Origin of the sequence: Alloyangia pacifica, assembly GCF_003111685.1 — a bacterium.
In the GTDB taxonomy this organism is placed as follows: domain Bacteria; phylum Pseudomonadota; class Alphaproteobacteria; order Rhodobacterales; family Rhodobacteraceae; genus Salipiger; species Salipiger pacificus_A.
The window spans coordinates 448,396-472,004 of record NZ_CP022190.1 but is presented as its reverse complement, the minus strand read 5'-3'; the positions used below and the strand labels follow the sequence as shown (position 1 = coordinate 472,004).

At 66.1% G+C, this 23,609-nt stretch carries 9 protein-coding genes; 5 read left to right on the top strand and 4 right to left on the bottom strand.

Going from position 1 to position 23,609, the window contains the following annotated elements; all coding sequences use genetic code 11:
- Window positions 1–76 precede the first annotated feature (76 nt).
- From CEW88_RS15115 to CEW88_RS15100, 4 genes are all read right to left on the bottom strand, one after another.
- Window positions 77–14,080 (bottom strand): carbohydrate-binding protein, encoded by a 14,004-nt coding sequence (locus CEW88_RS15115; RefSeq protein WP_108968520.1) that lies wholly within the window; start codon window positions 14,078–14,080, stop codon window positions 77–79.
- Between the two features lie 913 nt (window positions 14,081–14,993).
- The gene (locus tag CEW88_RS15110; RefSeq protein ID WP_254694519.1) at window positions 14,994–15,788 is read right to left on the bottom strand and encodes an ATP-binding cassette domain-containing protein; all 795 of its coding nucleotides are present in this window, start codon (window positions 15,786–15,788) and stop codon (window positions 14,994–14,996) included.
- The gene (locus tag CEW88_RS15105; RefSeq protein ID WP_108968516.1) at window positions 15,785–16,855 is read right to left on the bottom strand and encodes an ABC transporter permease; all 1,071 of its coding nucleotides are present in this window, start codon (window positions 16,853–16,855) and stop codon (window positions 15,785–15,787) included. Before CEW88_RS15105 ends, CEW88_RS15110 begins: the two co-directional genes overlap by 4 nt.
- A 118-nt stretch (window positions 16,856–16,973) precedes the next feature.
- Entirely contained in the window at window positions 16,974–17,990 is a 1,017-nt protein-coding gene (locus CEW88_RS15100) for a sugar ABC transporter substrate-binding protein (RefSeq protein WP_108968514.1), read from the bottom strand.
- Window positions 17,991–18,170: 180 nt separating this feature from the next.
- Between CEW88_RS15100 and CEW88_RS15095 the strand changes: the two genes are divergently transcribed.
- From CEW88_RS15095 to CEW88_RS15075, 5 genes are all read left to right on the top strand, one after another.
- Window positions 18,171–19,355 (top strand): ROK family transcriptional regulator, encoded by a 1,185-nt coding sequence (locus CEW88_RS15095; RefSeq protein WP_193989084.1) that lies wholly within the window; start codon window positions 18,171–18,173, stop codon window positions 19,353–19,355.
- Window positions 19,356–19,532: 177 nt separating this feature from the next.
- Entirely contained in the window at window positions 19,533–21,038 is a 1,506-nt protein-coding gene (locus CEW88_RS15090) for an alkaline phosphatase (protein ID WP_108968513.1), read from the top strand.
- A 72-nt stretch (window positions 21,039–21,110) separates the two neighbouring features.
- Window positions 21,111–21,530 (top strand): hypothetical protein, encoded by a 420-nt coding sequence (locus tag CEW88_RS15085; protein ID WP_108968511.1) that lies wholly within the window; start codon window positions 21,111–21,113, stop codon window positions 21,528–21,530.
- Between the two features lie 7 nt (window positions 21,531–21,537).
- Complete coding sequence (locus CEW88_RS15080; RefSeq protein WP_108968509.1) at window positions 21,538–22,224, top strand: ABC transporter ATP-binding protein; 687 nt, start codon at window positions 21,538–21,540, stop codon at window positions 22,222–22,224.
- A complete protein-coding gene (locus CEW88_RS15075; protein ID WP_108968507.1) occupies window positions 22,215–23,597 on the top strand; it encodes an FtsX-like permease family protein in 1,383 nt (460 codons plus the stop codon). Before CEW88_RS15080 ends, CEW88_RS15075 begins: the two co-directional genes overlap by 10 nt.
- Window positions 23,598–23,609 lie beyond the last annotated feature (12 nt).

Sequence of the window (23,609 nt, the reverse complement as noted above, 5' to 3'; positions counted from 1 at the left end):
AAGCGAACCCGGCGCCAGAAAGAGGCTAGGCCTGTGGTTGTGAGGTGAGGGCCGCTCCCGCGGCCCCTGCCCTTGGTCAGATCGTCGGCAGGTCGCTGACGAAGACATACTCCAGGAAGTCGATGCGCAGCGGCTCGCCCCCGTCCGGCATGCCCGAGAACTCCAGCCGGTCCCCTGCCTCGATTGCGAGGCCGGTGATCTCGCGTTCGGCGTAGGACGTCTCGTTGACGATCGAGGCGCCTGCATCCGCATCCCAGATGAAGCTGTCGACCGCCTCGCCGTTCAGCAGCAGCGAGAGCTGCGACTGCCCGTCGGATTCGTCGAAATAACCCATCTTGATGTTGTAGAGCCCCGTTGCGCCGCTGAAGCCGAAGCCCGCCACATGCGGCCCGCTCCCGGTGGCCTGGATCAGCTGGTCGTTCGAGCCGTGGCCGTTGTTCAGGACCTGGAAGCCCTGAAGGTCCATCGCCTCGGCTTCCACGCGCACCGGGTCCGCGCTTGGCGGCGGGGTGACCGGCACCACGACGTTGAAACTGGTCAGAGCTCCGTTCGCCGCCACGGCGTTGCCGCTGGTGTCAACCACCTGCCCCGACTGCAAAGCCACCGTGTAGGCGCCGTTGTCGGCGGTGTCCCAGGTCCCGCCCGGCGCCGCCACCGTGTAGGTCGCGCTGCGCGGGCTGCCGTCGGTGCCAACATTGACGCTCACCCCGGTCACCGACAGGGCACCGCCCGGGCCGGTCACCGTGATGTCGCTCACGTCGATGCTCGAGGCATCGATGGCGACATTGTCGGCATAGGTGACCGTCACCGTGGTGGAGCTGCCACCCCCGACACCGATGCCCGCCGCGCTGACGGCGCTGACCGTGGGCGCCTGCAGGTCTTCGACCGGCTCCCCGCCGCCTTCCACCGGCGTGAAGTCGAGGTAGTCAACCCGCAGCGGCTCGCCGCCGTTGGGCACACCCGTGATGGCCACCACGTCCCCCTCCGCCAGCGTCACAGCGGCAAAGCTGTGCTCGGCGAAGGACGAGGTGTTGGCAATCGCGTCCCCGGCATTCAGGTTCCAGGTGAAGGTCTCGCGCACCTCGTTGTTCACCATGAGGCTGAGCACCGAGTTGCCGTCGGATTCGTCGTAATGGCCGACGGTGATCTGGTAGGTGCCCGGGGCCTCGGCGAAGACCAGGCTGGCGACATTCGGCCCGCTGCCCGGCGCCTGGATGAAGGCATCGTTCGAGGCATGGCCGTTGGCGGTGGCGACAAACCCCTGCAGCGTCAGCGTCTCGGCCTCGACCCGGAAGGTCTCGCCGATGCTCGTGGGCGGCGGGGTGACCGGCACCGCGACGTTGAAGCTGGTCAAAGCTCCGTTCGCCGCCACGGCGTTGCCGCTGGTGTCAACCACCTGCCCCGCCTGCAGCGCCACCGTGTAGGCGCCGTTGTCGGCGGTGTCCCAGCTCCCGCCCGGCGCCGCCACCGTGTAGGTGGCGCTGCGCGGGCTGCCGTCGCCGGCCGCGTTGAGGCTGACACCCGTGACGGTGAGCGGCCCGTTCGGCCCGGTCACGAGGATGTCGCTCACGTCGATGCTCGAGGCATCGATGGCGACATTGTCGGCATAGGTCACCGTCACCGTGGTGGAGCTGCCACCCCCGACACCGATGCCCGCCGCGCTGACGGCGCTGACCGTGGGCGCCTGCAGGTCTTCGACCGGCTCCCCGCCGCCTTCCACCGGCGTGAAGTCGAGGTAGTCAACCCGCAGCGGCTCGCCGCCGTTGGGCACACCCGTGATGGCCACCACGTCCCCCTCCGCCAGCGTCACAGCGGCAAAGCTGTGCTCGGCGAAGGACGAGGTGTTGGCAATCGCGTCCCCGGCATTCAGGTTCCAGGTGAAGGTCTCGCGCACCTCGTTGTTCACCATGAGGCTGAGCACCGAGTTGCCGTCGGATTCGTCGTAATGGCCGACGGTGATCTGGTAGGTGCCCGGGGCCTCGGCGAAGACCAGGCTGGCGACATTCGGCCCGCTGCCCGGCGCCTGGATGAAGGCATCGTTCGAGGCATGGCCGTTGGCGGTGGCGACAAACCCCTGCAGCGTCAGCGTCTCGGCCTCGACCCGGAAGGTCTCGCCGATGCTCGTGGGCGGCGGGGTGACCGGCACCGCGACGTTGAAGCTGGTCAAAGCTCCGTTCGCCGCCACGGCGTTGCCGCTGGTGTCAACCACCTGCCCCGCCTGCAGCGCCACCGTGTAGGCGCCGTTGTCGGCGGTGTCCCAGCTCCCGCCCGGCGCCGCCACCGTGTAGGTGGCGCTGCGCGGGCTGCCGTCGCCGGCCGCGTTGAGGCTGACACCCGTGACGGTGAGCGGCCCGTTCGGCCCGGTCACGAGGATGTCGCTCACGTCGATGCTCGAGGCATCGAGCGCCACGTCGTCGCTGAAGGTCACCACGACGCTGGCCGTGGCCGCCCCGGCGACGGTGATGTCCGCGGCGATCACCGCGTCGACCACCGGCGCCACGGTGTCCTCGGGCGGCGGGGTGACCGGCACCGCGACGTTGAAGCTGGTCAAAGCTCCGTTCGCCGCCACGGCGTTGCCGCTGGTGTCAACCACCTGCCCTGCCTGCAGCGCCACCGTGTAAGCGCCGTTGTCGGCGGTGTCCCAGGTCCCGCCCGGCGCCGCCACCGTGTAGGTGGCGCTGCGCGGGCTGCCGTCGCCGGCCGCGTTGAGGCTGACACCCGTGACGGTGAGCGGCCCGTTCGGCCCGGTCACGAGGATGTCGCTCACGTCGATGCTCGAGGCATTGAGCGCCACGTCGTCGCTAAAGGTCACCACCACGCTGGCCACGGCCGCCCCGGCGACGGTGATGTCCGCGGCGATCACCGCGTCGACCACCGGCGCCACGGTGTCCTCGGGCTCGACCGAGACCTGCTCCAGACTGAAGGAGCGGAAGTCGAGGATGTAGCCGTTCGACGCCGGCGCCCCTTCGAAGGTGAAGCGCAGCGTCTGCAGCCCGGCCCCGAGCGCGACGTTGGTCGCTGCCGTCGCGGCGAAGACCGTGCCGTTGAACGAGGTCGAGGTGCCGTTGCTGTCGGGCAGCGCGAAGGTGGCGAGCGGCGTGCCGTCCTCGAGGGTCACGACCACCGAGTTGCCGCCGATCGGGGTCTTGGCGTTGACGCTCAGCGCGTAGCTGCCCGCCTGGGCCACGTCGATGGTGTATTCGACCCATTCGCCGGACTGGATGTAGCCGATGTCATTTGTCGAGCCCACCAGTTCCACGTCCGTGTCCGCCCGCAGCGGATGCGTTCCATCGCGGCCCGGATCGTCGTTCCACGAGATGCCCTGACCGCCGCTGTCGAAGTTCGCGGCGAGCACGGTGAGAGTGTCGTCCAGCACCGGGGCCGGACCCGGGTAGGCCTCCTGCACCGGGGTCGGGCTGTTGTCGGCATCGAAGAAGTCCGGTGTACCGTCGAGGTCGCTGTCGGTCACCAGCGCATCGTTGATCCCGTCGCCATTCGCGTCCTCCTCCGCAGAGAGCTCGTAGCCCTGCACGTTGGTGATGAGGAACATGTGGTCGTTGTAGTCGAAGTTCGACCCGCCGGGATAATCCTGGATGCCGATAAAGGTGCCCTCGATGACGTTGCCGAGCGCGTCCTTGGCCTGGAAGAAGCGGATGTAGTGGCCCTCGTTCGGCGGCGAGATGTTGTAGGTGTCATCCGCCACGTTGGCATCGGGATCGGTCCAGGCCGAGAAGGTCGGACGACCGTCCACCGTCACCCGCAGCCCGAAGGGGTCGTCGCGGTCGATGCTGGCCCGCGCCACGCTCGATTGCGCACCCGCCCCCGATATGAGCCCGTCCGGCAACAGGGTCTGGTACTGGTTGTCATCCTGCGCGTAGAGCTCTGTCAGCGCGCCGTTGGACACGTCATGCAGGCTGAGCCGGCTCACGCCCGCGCTCAGGTAGGCGGCAAGCTGGATCACCTCGATCGGCTTGCTGTCATCGAGCCGCTGCAGGTAGGGCAGCAGCACCTCATCGCCCACCGTCTCGACCACGCCACCGTTGGACAGGAGCCCCTGCGCCACGTCGGTCGAGTAGCCGAAGGCCTGCACGATCTGCGCGACGGTTGGCTCCTCGCCGCCCTCGGACTGGACCTGCGCGAGGCCGGCGAGCGCGATCTGCCGCACCTCGCCATTGCTGCCGATGGTTAGCGTGCCCTCGTGGGACGTCGCCTGGCCGTCGTCGTTCGGGTCGATGCCGATGAAGGTGACCGTGAGCTGCGCCGAGGCTCCGGGTGCGAGCACCTGGCCCTCGGACAGACCGCTGATGGTGAAGTTTCCGCTCACCGCGAGGTCGTCGATGGTCAGGTTGCTGATGCCGTCATTGGTGATGGTCAGCACCGCAGTGTCGCGGAAGGCCTGATCGCCATTGGCGGGATTGTCGATCCGCGAGAAGACCAGCCGGTCGTCCGCAGCCGCATCGTCGAGCCCTTCGATGGTGGTCACCGCGCCATAGTAGACCGGCGCAACCCCTTCGATGATGAACATGTTGTCGTTGTAGTCGTAGTTGATACCCGTGTAGTCCATCACGCCGAGGAAGACGTTCTCGATGGCGACGCCATCCTCGTCGACCGCCTGGAACATCCTCACGGTGTAACCGTCCGAGATCTCGTTGCCCTCGGCATCGAAGACCTGCCCGTTCACAACCGTGTAGCCCGCGCCGGGATAGCGTGCGTCGAGCTGTGCCTGCGTCGGGGTGCCGGCGCCGGTCGGGTTGAGGCGCGGATCGGTCGACTGATTGTTGATCTCGATCCCGAAGAGGTCATTGCCCGCCCAGCCATCGGGAATATCCGCCGCGGAGAACACCCGCGTCGCAAAGGCCCCGTTGCTGTTGCCTAGGGGCAGCAGGCTCTGGTTGTTGGAGCTGATGTGGCTTGTCATCCCCACATCGGTGCCTGTGTCGCCCGGCGCATGGAAGCGAACGCCCGCGCCGGAGGGGCTGTGGAAGGCCGCGATCTGGGTGATCCGCGCCTCGGTCACCCCTTCGGCGATCCGCCAGTAAGGAGACAGCACCTCGGTCTCGTCGGAGGAGAGGTAGAGGTCGAAGAAGTCCAGCACACCGCCGCCCCCGCCGGAGGCGTAGCTCAGACCGGAGATTTCGTTGCCGAAGCCGAAGACGTCCCAGACCTCGTTGAGGTTGGGCTCCTGTCCGCCCTCGTCCTGGGACTGCCAGAAGCCGGCCAAGTCGACCCGTGCCACCGGCGTGTCGGCATCGTTGGTGCGGATGTCGAGCGCCCCCTTAAAGACGCCGCTGACGTTGCCGCTGCCCGCGGTATAGGCAGAGCGGTCAAAGAGCACCTGCACGTTGATCGACTGGCCGGCCGCCAGCGTGAGTCCCTCGAAGATATCGGGATCGGCCAGCTCGAACGGGCCGGTGATCGTGGCCTCGAGGACCTCCAGCGTCTCGGTGCCGGAGTTCGAGATGGTGACCGTCGCGCTCTCCTTGTAGTCGCGATCGGTGCCGGCCACCGCGTCGGGATTGTCGATCCAGGAGAAGTGCAGACGGTTGTCGAAATAGGTCGGATCGTTGCTCTGTATCTCGATGTCGGCATTTTCGTTGCCCGGCGCCGGGCGCACGTCGAGATAGTCGAGCGCGCTGGCCCCCGCCTGGTCCGACAGGACCGTTACCTTGTACTGCACCCCGGCGAGCAGCTCGACATAGGCAGAGGTCTCGCCCGCGTCCCCCTGCCCGGGGAAGGCGATGTCGCCGATCTCGACAGGCTGTGCGCCATCGGCGCTGAGGAAGACCGTCAGCCCGGCGCCATTCGGCGCCCCCGCGTTGGCCGCGAGATCGAGCGCGTAGGTGTCGTCCGCCGAGACGGTGAAGTAGAACTCCACCTGTGTCGCGCCGAGCGTACGGGTGGTGTCATCGGTCGCTTCGAGCTCGATCCGCCCCTCGCCATCGATCACCGCATAGGCGGGCACGAAGGTGTCGACAGGCGCGTCGGAGACGCGCAGGTAGTCGATATTGGCACCGTTGGCGTCGGGCACGCTGATCGAGATCGTGTTGAGCCCCGGATTCAGCGAGATCTGCGCGCTCTGCGGCCCCCAGACATCCTCGGCGGCCGAGCTGTTGGGTTCGAAACCGAGAATGCCCTGATCGACACCATTGACGAAAAGCGAAGCAGGACGCGCCGCCTTGGTGGTGGCGAGCGCATAGAGGATGTCGATGCCGTAGATGCCCGCCTCGGTGACCGAGACCGTCCAGGTGATGCTCTGCGTGCCCGTGCCATCGAAGTCGACGAAATCGCCGCTCTGGTTCCGGTCATCACCCGCGATCACCGCTCCGTCGAGCACCGCATTCTCGGCCTCGTACTTGAGGTAGGTGACGCCGCCCACCGTTTCGCTGCCATCGTTCGGCGCGGTGGGCACGTTGGCGATCACCGCCACGCTGTCGATATTCGGCCCGCCGTTTGCAGCAAGCTGCTCGATCACCACCGTGTTCGGCCCCTCGGAGAGGTCGAGCGTGACCGAGAACTCCTGCCATGCAGCGAAGCTGCCGGTGTCGGTGGTGGGGATCTGCACCGTCTGGATGCCCGCGATGATCGCGACCGGGCGCGGTGTGCCCGAGCCGTTGGCCATGCGGAAGGTCAGCGTGTAGGAGCCGGCACTCGGCGCGTCGTAGACGAAGGAAGCCTTGTCCTCGGCTCCGCCGTTCATGTCGAGATAGCCGGCGCCGGTGTAGCCGTCGTTCATCCCGTCGCCGTTGGTGTCGTATTGACCGCCGGCCGCTTCATGGGTGGTGGGATCGGTCAGCAAGCGGATCAGCGTGCCGTCGTCGGTGTCGAGCACGGTGAAGGCGCTGGCGTCGATGAGGTTGCCGCTGGCGCTGTCGCCCGGGGTGAAGCTGGTGCTGGTGGAAGCGCTGTTGCCGTCGTCGTCATTGACCGTCAGCGTCGCCGAGACCTGCTGGGTCTGCCCGCTGAGATCGAGGCTGAACCGGTTCTGCGCGTCGAGCGTCACCGCCTGCGCAGGGCCGCCGTCGAAGCTGATGGTGAGGCTCTGGATGTCGGGATCGAGCCCGACCACCTGGAACAGCACCGCCGAGGCATCCGCGGCGCTGATCACCAGCAACCCGAGGTTGCCGCCCTCGTCGGCGGTGATGTCCTCGACCTCGCCGCCCGGAGCCGCCTCGAGCCGGATGATCTGACTGACGCCGTTCGCGCGGTTGAGGGTCAGCATGTAGAGCCGCCCGTCGGCACCCTCGATCACGTCGAGCGGATCGACGTAGTTGATCTCGTTGCCGTCGACATCGGTGAGGATGAAGTCCTCGGCGATGGTGCCGTCCTCGTTGAGCAGCACCGCCCGCAGGTTGTCGCCCGAGGAATACTGGGTGAAGATCACCGCGTTCTTCAGCGAGCTGCCGAAGACACCGCTCATGTACTCGATGGCCCCGTTGGGCGAACGGTTGTTGCCGAGATTGTAGGCGCCTTCCAGATCATAATCGGGGTCGGGATTCGTGCCGACCGGGTAGTTGCTCACCTGGTTGGGGTCGGTGCCGGAGGTCGGGTTGGCGCCGTTCAGGATGTACCTGTCGCGCAGCGGGTTCGGGTGTCCGTAGTAGCCGTCCTCGACCATCCGGAACAGGTAGTCGGACTGCAGCCCAACGCCGTCGATGCTCTCGTCGACGTCGGGGGTCGAGGGATCGTCTGGCACGTTGCCGCCTGCCGCCGACCCGTTGGTCGGCACGTAGAGGTAGCCGTTGCTGTGCCACACGAGGTCATAGGCGTTGCGGTTGCCCTCGGCGAAGATGCTGAGCACGGCGCCATCGGCGAAGGGATCGTAGTAGCGCACGATCAGGTCGGAGGACGCATCCTCACCGGTGCGCACCTCGGCCACGCCATCGGCATCGAAGTGCAGGAAATTGCCGATGTATTCCCCGCTGGTGATCGCGATGCCGCCGTTCTTGAGATCGTTGTCGGTATCGGCGAAACGGCGGTTCTGCCCGTCTGCCGGCAGCGGCTCGGTGGAGACGTCAAAGCCCCCCTCCGGTGCCTCGCGGGAGCGGTCGATCTCGAGGATTGCGGCGTTGAGCAGGCGCTCGGGCCGGTTGCCCCAGGCGCTGTCCGGCTCGCCCATCGCCGAGTTCGACCCCTGGGTGAGATAAAGCAGGTACTGAGGCGCATCTCCGCCCGGCACGTAGTCGGGGTTGAGACGGAACTCGAGGCTGTTGGTCACGTGGTCGCCGTTCGAGCGCGGCAGTCCGGTGATATAGGTCTCGATGGTCGCATCCTCGAGCGATCCGCCCTCACCAAGGGTGACCTTGGAGATCCGGCCCGAGAAGTCCGGCACCGAGTTCGACCGGCCGTTGAGCGGGATCGGGTAGTTGTCGGTGATCCAGATGGTGTTCTCATCCTCGGGATCGAAGGCGATGCCGATGATCCCGCGGCGCTCGGCGCCGACCACGAAGTCTCCCAGCGGGGTGTAGACTTCCTTGCTCGCGTCATCGAGCGAGCCGTCCGCATTCAACTCCCAGCGCGTGATCGATCCGGTGATCGAGGTGACATAGAGGAACTGCTTGTCCGGCGACATCTCGATAGATGTGTAGCTCTCGCCAAGCATCGGGTTCGAGCTCAGTTCGACAGTGTCGACGAAGGCCACCTCGCGCGCCTCGACCAGCGGCGCGGCGCCGGTGGTGAAAGTCGTGGTGAACTTCTGGAACTCGCGGGTCAGCGCCGCGCTGTTGTCGTTGTCGCCGCGGTCGCGGAAGCCATCGATGACCACGGTGTAGCTGGTGTAGGGCTTGAGGTCCGAGACCGGCGCGATGGTGACCGAGTCGAAGCCGCCGGTGGTGTTGGCGTTATAGGCGACCTCGGCGCCGGTCAGCGTCTCGTAGATGCGGATCGAGCCGTCTTCGAGGCTTTCGAGCAGCACGCCGCCGCGCCCGTCCACCACGCTGACGCCAAGCACGATGTCCGAGGTGGGATCGATGTCGGTGGGCAGCACGCCGTCCTGGATGCCGAGCTCAACCTCGCCATCGGTCGAGACCGCACGCGGGTTGATGAAGGCGGCATAGTCGTCGGGCGCCTCGTTGCCATCGCCCGGGGTCAGGTCGGGTAGCGCACGGATCTCGAGGTACTGCATCTCGGTGATGGTGCCGCCCTGCGCCGAAAGCGTCAGGTGTCCGTCCTGCACATGCGCCAGGGTGGTCAGCAGTTCGGTCTTGAACGCCGAGGTGCTGCTCCATTCGGTGACCAACGCGCCTTCGACGAAGAGTCGGTTTTCGCTGTCATTGGGGCCACCCGTGTCGCCGACCGAGACCGTGACCTCGTACCAGCCATTCTCAAGCTCGATCTCCCAGGCAGTCCGCTCGGGGAAAGAGCCGAGGTCGAAATGGGCGTAGCCTGTCAGGCGCGCATCCATCGCGTCGAAATTGACGGTCAGCTTCTCGGTGGGCAGCGTTCCGTCATCCGGCAGAGTGGCCGACCCCGTGCGTTCGTTGATCGCGATCGCCGGGAAGGACGAGCCGGTGGGATCGTTGGCAGTGCCGTCGGCATCAAGCGCCGACTCCTCGGTGATGAACCCGTAGGTCAGCCCGTTCGATTGCTGCCCATAGTCGGTGAAGTTGCCGACAAGGTAGTCGGGATCGACCGGCGTGCTGCCGTCCTGGAAGTTGATGCGGATGGTCTCGCGCACCCCCGGCTCCGAGGGGGGCGGCGGGGGCGTCACGTCGTTGAAGATCGTCACGCTGTCGATGTTCGGGCCGTTGGTCACGGTGTTGGCCAGCGTCACCGTATTGGCGCCTGCAGCCAGAGTCACCTCGACCTCGAGGTCTTCCCAGACGTCCCAGTCGGGTGTCATGCCGAAGGGCACGGTCACCGTCTGGCCGTTGACCTGCAACTGCATCGGACGGTTCGGAGTGGTGGTCGAGCCGTTGGCGTAGCGGAAGCTCATCGTGTAGGTGCCCGCCTCGGGCACATCGACGTCGAACTGCACCGCATCCCCGATGTCGCCGCCCATGTCGAGATAACCGGTGCCGGTATAGCCCGACCAGATACCCTCGGGTCGATCGACGGTCACCCCCTCGATGTTGTCCGCGTCGCGGAACTGCGTGGAGGCGGGATCGCCCTCGCCGGCGCCGGTGTCGTCAAGAATGAGGATCGAGCCGTCGCGGTTCTCGAGCTGGATCGTGGTCGAGAAGGCCTCGGGCGCGTCGCCGATGGCAATCGCGGTGGTGGCCTCGGCCGTGTTGGCCGCCTCGTCGGTCACGCGGAAGATCACGGTCAGAGCGGTCTCGGCGGCAAAGGCCGAGAGGTCGAGCGTGACGATGTCGCCCACCGGCACCACCGTCTGGAAGCTGGCGCCGCCGTCGGTCGACACTTCGATGAGCGTGATGTCGTCATCTACCCCGGCGAGCGCGAACTCGACCGAGCCGAGCCCGGCGGGCGCGATGGTCGCGGCCTCCGGCGCGGCGGCAAGATCGCCGCCCTCGTCGGCGGTGGTGTCCGGCTCGGGGATCGGGCCGGTGCCCGCCTCGGTGATCTCGATCCGGTCGACATTGGGGCCGGTGTTGGCGCCCGCAGGGATCGCCAGCGAGATCGTGTTGCTGCCCGCAACGAGCGTCACCGTGGTGGTCTCGAAGAGCCAGTGATCGAAGCCTTCCTCGGGACCGGTGCCATCGGGATCGGTGCTCGCGAAGGGCAGCGAGACCGCGCCGCCGCTGTTGACCGAGAGATCGAGCGGCCGCCCGGTGTTAGAGGCGTAACGCACGTTGAGATCATAGTTGCCGGCGGTCGCGACGGTCACGGTGAAGGTGATCGCATCGCCCGGTGTGTCGCCGAAATCGAGATAGCCGTCGCCGCTGAAGCCGGGGCGCAGCCCGTTGACCAGGTTGACGTTCGACTCTGGGTTGTCGGCATCCCGGATCTGCGTGTCGTTGGTGTTCGTGTCATTGTCGAGGACGGTCAGCGCTGCGAGGACCTCATCCTCGGCCTCGATCACGATGGGCTCGAAGGTCGCACCGGGATCGTTCACCGTGATCACGAATGTCTGGGTCGATTGCTGTCCGGTCTCGTCGAATGCGGTGACCTCGACGCTGACCGTCGGCTCGGCGTTAAAGTCGAGGGTCTCGCCCGGCAGGAGGGTGAGCTGGTCGTCGCCGTCGATCTGGAAGCGCGCGTCGTCGACCGTGAAGGAGACCGCCGTGCCCTCGGGGTCCACCGAAGAAACCGTGCCGATGATCGCGCCCGCGACGCCGGAGTCCACCGTCAGCCCTGTGATCTGGGGCGCCGAGGGGGCTTCGTCCACGTCGCCGACGGTGATGGTCAGCGTGGTGGTGGTGGACTCGTTCGCCCCATCGGTGGCGGTGATTTCGACATCGACCGAAGGCGTGGCTTCGAAGTCCAGCGCCACGCCGTCCTTCAGCTTCAGCTGGCCGCCGACCACTTCGAAGTCCGAGGCCGGATCGGCGCTGAAGGTGATGGCCGCATCGTCGCCGTCGGGATCAACCGCCGAGAGCGTGCCAATCACCGCGCCCGCCTCATTCTCGGCGACCGTGCTGGTGTCGAGGGCGATCGAATTGGGCTGCGTTGCCTCGACCACGTCGGTGACGGTGACCGAAATGTCCTGCGAGGCGGTCAGCACACCGTCGCTCGTGGTCAGGGTCACGTCGTAGACGTTGTCCCCATCGAAGTCCGCCGGATTCTCGAAATCAGGGGCGGCTATGAAGTCGAGCGCGCCGGTGGTTTCATTGAACTCGAAAAGGGCGGCATCCTCGCCGGTCAGCTCGAAGCTGAGCGCGTCGCCCTCGCCATCGGTGGCGGTGAGACCGGCGGCCACCTCGGTCGAATTCTCGGCGATCGAGACGGCACCCGCCGTGGCGTCGAACTCGGGCGCGGTGTTTACCGGCGGGAAGGCCGGAGTGTCGCCGACGCTGGTGATCGCGACGGCGTCGATGTTGGGCCCGTTGCTCGAGCCCGCGGGGATCGCAAGGGTCAGGGTGTTCTCACCGGACTGCAGCGCGATCTGCACCGGGGCGCGCACCACCCAGGTGTCAAAGCCGTCGCGCTCGGGGAAGCCGATGGTCCCGCCCACCGCGTCCGCGCCATTGACCAGGACAGCGACGGGCCGATCGGTCTGGGTCGATTCCACCGATGCAAAGCGGATGTGCAAGTCGTAAAGGCCCGCATCGTCCACGGTCAGGGTCCAGGTGATGAGTTCATCGCCATCCGCCCCGGCGCCATCGAAGTCGGTGTAGCCAAAGCCGCTGTATCCCTCGCGCAGTCCATATTGGTCCTGCGGCAGGTTACCGGCGCCTTCGGCAGTGGTCGGATCGTTCTGCACCCGATGGAAGGTGCTTGCTCCGTCGGGGATCACCCCGGCTTCGCTTTGCAGCACGATCGGTGCGATGGTCGGAGAGGGGAGTTCGGGATCGACGTCGGTGACCGTGATCGACAGCTCCTGCGTCACGCTGCGTACGCCATCGGACACCTCGAGGCTGACCTGGAACACGCCGTCGAGGTCGGCATCGGTTCTGGTCTCGAAGTCGGCCGGGTCTTTCAGGGTCAGAAGACCCGTGGCGCTGATTTCAACCTTGTCGGCATCATCGCCGGTCAGCGTATAGGTGAGCATGTCGGGGTCGAGGTCCGACAGTTCGGGGTCGTCCACCTGGACCTGGCCGATCTCGGTGGAATTTTCGGCAATGTCGAAGGCGCCTGCCGAGAGAATTTCGGGCGCGGCAAAGCTGATTGCGGCGCCGGGAAGCGCGATGGCCACGGCGTCGATATTGGGCGCACCCTGCGTGCCTGTCTGGGCAAGGACGACGGTATGGGTGCCGTCGCCCACGGTCACCGTGAAGCTGTGGCTCGCCCAGGTGCTCCAATCGCCGGTGTTCGTATCGGACAGGGTCTGCGCAGCGCCGCCGTCGACACTCAGCGAGATCGGTCGGCTCTGCCCGTCGGAGCCATTGGCATAGCGCAGGGTAATGGCATAGGTGCCGGCGGGGGCGTCGAAGCTGAAGCTCAGCCGGTCCCCGACCGCACCGCCATTGATATCGATGTAGCCGCTGCCGCTGTAGTTGTGGCGCAGACCGGAATCGTCGAACTCATTGCCGGCTTCCTCGGGGCCTGTGTTGTCGTTCAATCCCCCTTCCACAGCCCCGCTCTCGGGATTTGCGTCGACGGTGCGCTTTAGGGTTCCGGTGCCCACGGGATCGAGGACTTCGATGTCCTCCACTCCGAGATAGATCGGCTCGAAGGGCGGTACGACGGTCACGGTGACCGCCTGCTGGGTGGTTCCGCCCTCGGCATCGGTGGCGGCGATGGTCAGTGCGTAGCTCGGCTTCGCGTCGAAATCGGCTTCATCTTTCAGCGTCAGCGCGCCGGTATCGGAATCGATCTGAAAGGCCCCGCTATCGGCCCCATCGACGATCGAATAGCTCATGCCCACTCGGGCCGGCGCATCGTCGGAGGTGTCGTTGGCAATGTCGGACGCAAGCGCCGCACCGACCGAGGTTGTGCCGTCGGCGACAAGGAAGGTGGTGTCGGACTCGAAGGTCGGGAGCGAGAAATTCGGTGTCACGCCCACATCGTGGATGGCGATCGCGTCGATATTGGGCGCGCCGGTGCCGTCAACCTGGTTGATGATCAAGTCGTGCGTGCCGCTGCCCGAAAGCGTCACCTGGACCGTGCGGGTTTCCCAGAAATAAAACTGGCCGGTTCTCGTGTCAGCAATCGTTTGGGTGACGCCGTCGACGGTGATCGAGATTGGTCGCGCGGCCGCCGACCCATTCGCGATGCGGAGAGTTATTTCGTAGGTGCCCGCCACCGCGTCGAAGGTGGTCGCGGCCTGCGCGCCGGTGTCAGTCCCGTTGATGTCGTAGTAGCCCCAGGTGTCCTCATCGCCGGCGCCGGTATAATCCGGGCGCAGGCCATATTCATCGAAGTTGGGCAGACCGGTGTTGGTGGAGGTGGAGGTGCTGCCGATACCGGCTGCTTCCTGATTGCCGCTCCGGGTGCGGGCGACGTTGGCATTTGTTCCGGTCTGTTCATCGACCGTGTCCGTAATGAGTGCTTCACCCTGAATGAAAATGGTGTCGATCGGCATGTCAAACCTCCCCCAGAGACTACGAGCACTCTTCAAGGCCCGGAAAAATGGACTTTGCGCTAGCGCGCACGAATGAAACCGCCCCCCGCCGCACAGGCCGAAAAGGGCGCAAATATAATCCCGGCCCCATGGCCGAGCAAAATTGCTTGGGTCAATTCATCCGAATTCAGCGAACCGGAAAAAATCGAGACGCACCCGAAACACCGGATACCGCCAAACTTTGGGATGTTTCAGATCGCGGCGAATGAAATGGTCGGGCCGCAGGAATGATCCAAAATGTCAGAACTAAAATGAAAACTGCACAAATTCATACGCTACAACGCGCGGAGGACTAGACCCCCATGCCCAAAAAAAGGGCGATGCGCGTCCACAAAGTGTTACCATAGAGCGTCCTTCTTGCAATAGATTTTTAACTTTCCTGAACCACTTTCGACGCTCCGCGCGCGTCGGGCGCGCCATTGGACAGTCCCCCGAGCTGGGAGAGTTCTCTGGGCATTTTTCGAAAATACTGAATTTTCAGCTCGTTATATCGATGTTCTCATCCGAGGGAGCTTCGGTCCTGCGCGCCTCACGAATAGCCGAAGGCCAGGGAAACACCGGCAAGCCTGCCTTTGAGGTGCCCAGAATGCTGCTTGTGCAAAAGGAACTTAGCAACGCATTGCATCTCTCTATTCCACCTGTCGTTCGCGCAAAAGATGCGGGGCTTAGGCAGCGGAGTCGCCTCGAGGTCCAGAAACAAGATCAGACGTTAAAAATCTTGGCGCCGTCCGAGAATCATTGTACGACCCTGAGACAATTCGGCGACACTCGATCATTTAGGAAGTGTATCGGGAGGTATAGTACAATCATAACGCGAAAGGGCGATTGACAGGTTCCCGCCAACCGCCCTTCATCGTTGCGTCGGGACCAGGACCTATGCCGGTTCGGCCACCCCTTCCGGCACAGAGGCGCCTGTCATGTAGGCCACCGCGTCGGACATCGTGTGCTCCTTTGGGTCGATCACGCAGAGCCGCTTGCCGAGGCGGTGGATATGCACCCGGTCGGCGACCTCGAAGACATGCGGCATGTTGTGCGAGATCAGGATGATCGGGATGCCCCGCGCCCGCACCTCCTGGATGAGGTCGAGCACCCGGCGGCTCTCCTTCACCCCGAGCGCGGCGGTCGGCTCGTCGAGGATCACCACCCGCGAGCCGAAGGCCGCCGCCCGTGCCACGGCCACGCCCTGACGCTGGCCACCCGAGAGCGTCTCGACCGGCTGGTTGATGTTCTGGATCGTCATAAGCCCAAGCTCCGAGAGTTTCTGGCGCGAGAAATCCTCCATCCGCTTGCGGTCGAGCTTGCGGAAGATCTGCCCCATGACCCCGGGCATACGCAGCTCGCGGCCCATGAACATATTGTCGGCGATCGACAGCGCCGGAGACATGGCGAGGGTCTGATAGACGGTTTCGATCCCCTCGGCCCGGGCGTCATTGGGCGAGGCGAAGGAGACCGGATTGCCTTCGAGCAGGATTTCTCCCGCGTTTGGCTGGATGGCGCCGGAGAGCGCCTTGATCAGCGTCGACTTGCCGGCGCCGTTGTCGCCGATCACCGCGAGGATCTCGCCCGGTCTCAGGTCGAAGTCGCAATGATCAAGCGCGGTTACCTTGCCGTAGCGTTTCACGAGGCCGCGGGCTTCGAGAACGGGGGTGTCCTGAGTGTCCATGCTCATGCCGTCACCTTTCTGATCCATTGGTCCACGGTCACGGCGGCGATGATCAGCACGCCGATGAGAAGATAGGTCCATTGCGGGTCGGCCCCGGCCATGCGCAGGCCCAGTTCGAAGACGCCGACGATGAGCGCCCCGAAGAAGGCGCCGAGGATCGAGCCCCGCCCGCCGAAGAGCGAGATACCCCCGATCACCACGGCGGTGATTGCCTGGATGTTGCCGATGACGCCGGTCGTGGCCGAAGGTGAGACCGAGCCGAAGCGGCCGATCATCACCCAGCCCGCGAGGCCGCAGATGAAGCCCACCAGCATGTAGACCGACATGATGGTCTTGTGGCGGTCGACGCCGGCGAGCTGCGCCGCCTCGGGATCGTCGCCGACGGCGTAGACATGGCGACCCCAAGCGGTAGAGCGCAGCACGTAAGCCAGCACCAGCACGAGCAGCAGCATCAGCACCACGCCGAGCGTGAAGACCGCGCCGCCAAGCGTGAACTTGGTGCCGAGAAACTGCAGGAAGGGCGCTTGCGTCTCGATGTCCTGGGCGCGGATCGTCTCGTTGGCGGAATAGAGGTAGTTCACCGCCAGCACGATCTGCCACATGCCCAACGTGACGATGAATGGCGGCAGCTTGACCTTGCTGACAAGCCAGCCGTTGACCGCGCCGATGGCGGTGCCAAAGGCAAGACCGATGGGCACCGCGAGTATGGCGGGCACCCCATAGCGGAAGGTCACCTGCCCCATGATCACCGAGCAGAGCACCGCGACCGCCCCCACAGATAGGTCGATCCCCGCGGTCAGGATGATCAGCGCCTGTGCCGCGGCCAGAACGCCGACGATCTGGACCTGCTGAAGGATCAACGTCAGAGCGAAGGGTGAGAAGAACTTCGAGCCGAGGATCATCCCGAAAACGATACAAGCCGCCAGCAGAACGATCAGCGGCACGATGGCCGGGGTGCTGTGCAGCAGTTCGTGGAACCGGCCCCAGAGACCTTTCCCGCTGTCCTCGAACTCGGCGAACTTCTCGTCGTTCCGTGTTCGGACAACGTCTTCGTACCTGTCCGCTTCGGCCATGTCGTGCCCTCCTCTCACGTGCGCGGGCGCGGCCCCTCACCGGCCATGGTCCGCGCAGGTTGCGATAACTTCAAAAGGGCCCGCCCCGCCGCGCGGCGCGGGCCCGGATTGCGAAGGTTCAGCCCCAGCAGAGGCTCTTGCCCTCTTCGACCGAGATCGAATCCACGCCCTCGACCGGCTGGTCGGTGACCAGCTTCACGCCGGTGTCGAAGAAATTCTTGCCCTCGGTGGCCTCGGGCTTGGTGCCGTCCTTGGCGAAGGCGGCAATCGCCTCGATGCCCTTGGAAGCCATCAGCAGCGGATATTGCTGCGAGGTCGCGCCGATCACCCCGTCGGCGACGTTCTGCACACCGGGGCAGCCGCCATCGACCGAGACGACCAGCACGTCGTTCTCGCGCCCGATGGCCTTCAGCGCCTCGTAGGCACCGGCTGCGGCGGGCTCATTGATCGTGTAGACGACGTTAATCATCGGGTCCGTGGCGAGAAGGTTCTCCATCGCCTTGCGGCCACCCTCCTCGTTGCCCTGGGTCACGTCATGGCCGACGATGCGGCTGTCACTCTCGTCACCCCATTTGTTCGGGTCACCAAGGTCGATGCCGAAGCCCTGCATGAAGCCCTGGTCGCGCAACACGCCGACGGTGGGCTGGCTCACGTCGAGGTCGAGAAAGGCCACCCGCGCGTCGGCGGCGGCATCGCCAAGCTTGGCGGCGGCCCATTTGCCGATCAGCTCGCCAGCAAGGAAGTTGTCGGTGGCAAAGGTCATGTCGGCGGCCTCGATCGGGTCGAGCGGCGTGTCCAGCGCAATCACCAGGATCCCCGCATCGCGCGCCTGCTGCACTGAGGGCACGATCGCCGAGGTGCTGGAGGCGGTGATCAGGATGCCATCCGCCCCGTTGGCGATGCAGGTCTCAATCGCGGCTACCTGGCTCTCGTTGTCGCCATCCACCTTGCCCGCGTAGGAGTTGAGCGTCATGCCCAGCTCCTCGGCCTTGGCCGCGGCGCCTTCGCGCATCTTCACGAAGAACGGGTTGGTGTCGGTCTTGGTGATCAGGCAGGCGCTGCCGCCGTCCTGTGCCTGGGCGCCGAGGGTCGATGCGAGCAGCGCAAATGCGCTGACGGAAATCAGCTTCTTCATGGGGTCTCCTCCTCCCTAACGTGTCATGGGACGCCAAGCGCGACGGCCCGTGAAACCTCCGTTCTGCAACGGATTACCCATGTTGATACCGGCGATTCTGACCTCACGTCAATAAATAAATAAATTTGATTTATTAACGCCAGTCTGTAATCTGAGCCACGTCGGAATGGGGGAGACGGCATGCACACGCAGGAGATTGGACAGGAGATCAGGAAACTGAGCGACGGCGCCAACCAGATCGGCGTCAGGGCGCACAACGAGCGGCTGATCCTGTCGATGATTCAGCGCCACGGCGCCCTGCCTGGCAGCGACATCGCAAAGCACAGCGGGCTCTCGGCGCAGACCGTGTCGAACATCCTACGCAAGCTCGAGGCCGAAGAGTTCCTGCTGCGCCGCGAGCCGACGCGCGGGCGGGTGGGCAAGCCCTCGGTGCCGATGGCGCTGAACCCCGACGCGGCGCTCTCCTACGGGCTGAAGATCGGGCGGCGCTCTGCGGACCTCGTGGTGATGAACCTGATGGGCGATGTGCTGGGATCGTCGCAGACCACTTACCCCTACCCGATGCCGGCCGAGATCTTCGCCTATCTCGAGAGCGGCATGGCGGACCTGGCGCACAAGCTTTCACCCTACCAGCGCGAGCGGCTCTGTGGAATCGGCATCGCCGCACCCTCGGAGATCTGGAGCTGGACCGACGTGCTCGGCGCCCCCATCGACTTCAGCATCTGGGCCGAGATCAACGTGCAGCAGGAGGTCGCCAAGCTCAGCGACCTTCCGCTCTTCACCGAAAACGACGGCACGGCCGCCTGCCGCGCCGAACATGTCTTCGGACGGGGACGCGAATTCGCTGACTACGCCTATTTCTTCATCGGCTCCTTCATCGGCGGCGGCCTGGTGCTGAATTCCAGCGTCACCGTCGGCGCGCAGAACAACGCCGGGGCCTTCGGCTCGCTGCGGGTGCCCGCGCCCGGCGGCGGCGAGCTGCCGCTGATCGACGCCGCCTCGCTGCACCCGCTCGAGGCCGCCATCGCGGAGGACGGGCTGGACACCACCGCGCTCTGGACACAGCCTCAGGACTGGCGCGCCTTCGAGCGGCAGATCGACCCTTGGGTCGCGCGCACCGGCGACGCCCTCGCACATGCAATCCGCTCGATCGGCTCGGTCCTGGATTTCGAAGTGGCGCTGATCGACGGTGCCATGCCTCCCGACGTGCGCGCACGCGTGGTGGCGCGCAGCCGGCAGGCACTGGATCGGCTCGATACGCGCGGCATGCTGCCGCCCCGCCCCGAAGAGGCCCGCGTCGGCGCCAATGCCCGCGCGCTCGGCGCTGGCTGCGCCCCGATCTACGCGCAGTATTTCTTCCAGTAGGACCGGCGGGCCCACCCGGACCTCCACAGCCGTGCTCCTCCGGCTCGCGCGGCGCGCAAACTGTCGCACAGGTGTCATGAAATCATCACGCGACTGTTATCCCGTTCCTGTCTGAAGCGCCCGACACCCTCAACCGTGTAACGGGCCCCGCCCTTCAGACTTCGGAGCATCCCTGTCGTGAAAACGATCTTCTCCACCACCTCGCTCGCCCTGATCCTCGCCGCAGGGAGCACTGCCGCGCAGGACATCCCGCAGGCCAATGACGCCTGGTTCACCGCCGGCCAGGAGGCCATCCAGGCCATCATCGACCGCGAGATGAACACCGGCCGCGCCAAGAACGTCATCCTGCTCGTCGCTGACGGCAACGGCGTCGGCACCAACTACGCCACCCGCCTCTTTGCCGGTCAGCAGCAAGGCCAGCTCGGCGAAGAGCACGTGCTGCCCTACGAGACGCCGGACTTCCACAGCGCCCTGGTGAAGACCTACAACATCAACGCCCAGACCCCGGACTCGGCCCCGACCGCGGGGGCGATGAACACAGGCGTGAAGCAGCGCTTCAACCTGATCAACCTCGGCGGCGACGCGATCCATGACGATTGCTCGACCGTGGCCGGCAACGAGTTGACCACCTTTGCCGAGATCGTCACCGGCATGGACAAGTCGGTGGGCGTCATCTCGACCGCGCGGCTGACCCACGCCACCCCGGCGGGCGTCTACGCCAAGACCGCCAACCGCAACTGGGAAGACGAGGTCCCCGAGGGCTGCACCGCCCAGAAGGACATCGCCAGCCAGCTGATCGACCAGATGGAAGCCGGTGTCGTGGACCTCGCCATGGGCGGCGGCCGCCGCTACTTCGCCGGCACCGACGTGACCCTCGACGAGGGCGGCAAGGGCCACCGCCCGGATGGCATTAACCTGATCGAAACCGCCACCGGCATGGGCGCGCAATACGCCTGGAACACCGAGACCTTCAACGGCCTGAGCCTCGACGGCTCCGCGCCGGTGCTGGCGCTCTTCAACGACAGCCACATGGAGTACGAGGCCGACCGCGCCGAGGACGACGAGCCCTCGCTGGCCGAGATGACCAAGGCCGCGATCGAGTACCTCAGCAGCAACGAGAACGGCTACTACCTCGAGATCGAGGCGGGCCGGGTCGATCACGCCAACCACGCCGGCAACGCCAAGCGCACCATGATCGACGGCATGGCCTTTGCCGACGCCGTGGCCATGGCCGACGAGCTGACCGACGACGCCGACACGCTGATCATCGTCACCGCCGACCACGAGCACTCGATCGCCTTCAACGGCTACTGCGGCCGCGGCACGCCGATCGAGGGCCTGTGCTACGACGTCGCAAAGACCGGCGAGATGCACTCGGACGAGCTGGTGCTGGCCGATGACGGCAAGCCCTACACCGTGGTGGGCTACCTCAACGGCGCCGGCTCGGTGCTGACCAAGGGGGAGGGCGAGAACGACTACTCCGGCTCGCGCCCCGAGCTGACACAGGAAGAGGCCACCGACATCGACTACGTGCAGCAGGCGCTGATCCCCAAGTCCTCGGAAAGCCACTCCGGCGAGGATGTCGCGGTCTATGCCAAAGGCCCCTGGGCGCATCTCTTCGACGGCACCATCGAGCAGAACGTGATCTTCCACGTGATGCACCACGCCGTCACCGCCGAGTGATCTTCTTCTGACAGATTTGGCGGGGGCGGACTGTCCGCCCCCGTCGCCGTTCCTGCTCGAAAGCCTCTCGCCATGCTCACCCGCCGAACGTTCCTCGCCTCGACGCTCGCCACCCCCTGTCTCACAGCGCCCGCCGCGGCCGATCCTTTGAAGCTGCGCGAGCTCTACCAGACCAAGGGCCGCGGTCTTTCCGAACTCGCCCAGCAGAGCGCCGGCCAGAGGCTGGAAGTCGAGGGGTTCATGGCGCCCCCGCTCAAGGCCGAGAGCCGCTTCTTCGTGCTCACCAAGATGCCCATGGCCGTCTGCCCCTTCTGCGAGACCGAGGCCGAATGGCCCAATGACATCATCGCGGTCTACGCAAAACGCGTGGTCGAGGTGAGGCCCTTCAACGTCAAGATCGTCACCAGCGGCGTGCTGGAGCTCGGCGCCTACACCGATCCCGACACCGGCTTCGTCAGCATGATGCGGCTTGTCGATGCGACCTACGGCTGAGCCGCCCATGTCCCTGCCCCTTGTTGTCAAGGACCTGCGGCTGCACAGCCCGCGCGGCCGCCTGTTGCTCGACCTGCCTGCCCTCGACGCAGCGCCCGCTGCGCTGATCGGCATCCGAGGCGTCTCGGGTGCGGGCAAGACCACGCTGCTCTACGCCCTCGCCGGGCTGCTGGACCGCGCCGAAGGGTCTGTGCGCTGGGGCGAGACCGAGCTTCTGGCGCTCAACCCAGAGGGCCGCGCCCGCTTCCGCGCTGCCAATATCGGCATGATCTTTCAGGATTTCATGCTCTTCGAAGAGCTTGGCGCGCTCGACAACGCCGCGCTGACCGCGCTCTTCCGCCCCCGTGCCGAACGCGAGGCGTTGCGCACCCGCGCGCAGGCCCGACTCGCGGCGCTGGGGCTGACCGAAATGGGCCGCGGCGTCACCAGCTTCTCCGGCGGCGAGCGCCAGCGCGTCGCCATCGCCCGCGCCATGGCGGCCGAAGCGCCGGTTCTGCTGGCCGACGAGCCCACTGCCAGCCTCGACCGCGCCACTGCGGACAGGCTGATCGACGACCTCGTGCAGCTCGTCCGCACCCAGCGCACAACGCTGATCGCAGTCAGCCACGACGCGGCGCTGCTGGCGCGCATGGACCGGGTGCTGACCATCTCTGGCGGGCAACTGCTGGCCGACGAGGGGGCCACATGCGGCTGATATGGGACGCCCTCCCGGCACTGGCTCAGGACGTCGCGCTGCTGGCGCTCCTGCTTCTGCCCGCGCTCGTCACCGGGCTCCTCGTTCTGCGCGGCTACGCCCCCTGGCCGCTGCTGCGCGGCTTTCTCGGGCGCTTTCGCTGGAGCACGGGGCTCTTCGTGCTGCTCATCGGCATCTCGACCGGCATGGGCATCGGGCTGCTGGCGCAGGAGCGCGGGCTGCGCCGCGGCACGGCACAGGCGGCGGACAAGTTCGATGTCATCGTCGCAGCGCCGGGCAGCGAGCTGACTGCCCTCTTCGCCTCGGTCTTCCTGCAGCCCTCGGACATGGGGCTGGTTTCGGGCACCGCCTACGCCGAGATCGCCGGTCACCCGCAGGTCTCCATCGCCGCGCCGCTGGCGTTCGGAGACAGCTACGGCAGCGCGCCGGTGGTCGGCACCACTGCGGACTTCCTGCGCCATCTTTCCGAGGACCGGATTGAGGGGCGGCTCTGGGAGGATCACGCCGAGGCGGTGATCGGCGCGCTGATGCCGCTGGAGATCGGCGCAGGCTTCACCCCCGCGCATGGCACCGGAGACGCCGCCGATCCCGAGGCGCATGGCGGCAGCCACCAGGCGGTAGGGGCAGAGGACCATGATGGAGACACTCTCCACGACGAGGCCCACGACCATGGCGCAGCGATCACCGTGGTCGGCCGCATGGCGCCCACCGGCACGCCCTGGGATCGGGCGATCCTGATCCCGGTCGAATACGTCTGGGAGATTCACGGGCTCGCCAACGGCCACGCGCCGGACAATGAGGCCCGGATCGGCGCGCCTTTCGATCCCGAGTATTTTCCCGGCACCCCCGCCGTGGTGGTGCGAGCGCAGGAGCTCTGGGCCAATTACGCGCTGCGTTCCGAGTTCACCCGGGACGGCGAAACCATGGCCTTCTTCCCCGGCGCGGTGCTTTCGCGGCTCTACCGAGTGATGGGCGACGTGCGCCAGGCGATGTCGGTGATGGCGCTGGTCACACAGGGGCTGGTGGCGGCGAGCGTGCTCACCGGGCTCTTCATCCTCACCCGCCTCTTCCGCCGCCAGATCGCGCTGCTGCGCGCGCTCGGCGCGCCCCGGCGCTTCGTCTTCGCCACGGTCTGGGCCTTCTGCGCGGTGCTGCTGCTCGCGGGGGCGCTGCTCGGACTGGCGGTTGGCTGGGGCGCGGCGGAGCTGCTGTCGCGCGTGCTGAGCGCCCGCACCGACATCGCGATCTCGGCCCTGCCGGGCTGGACCGAGCTGCACCTGCTGGCCGGCTTCGTCTCGCTCGCCCTGCTGCTGTCCCTGCTGCCCGCCGCCGTGGTGCTGCGCCAGCCGCTCCTGGACGGGCTGCGGAGCTGAGCCCGCGCGCCT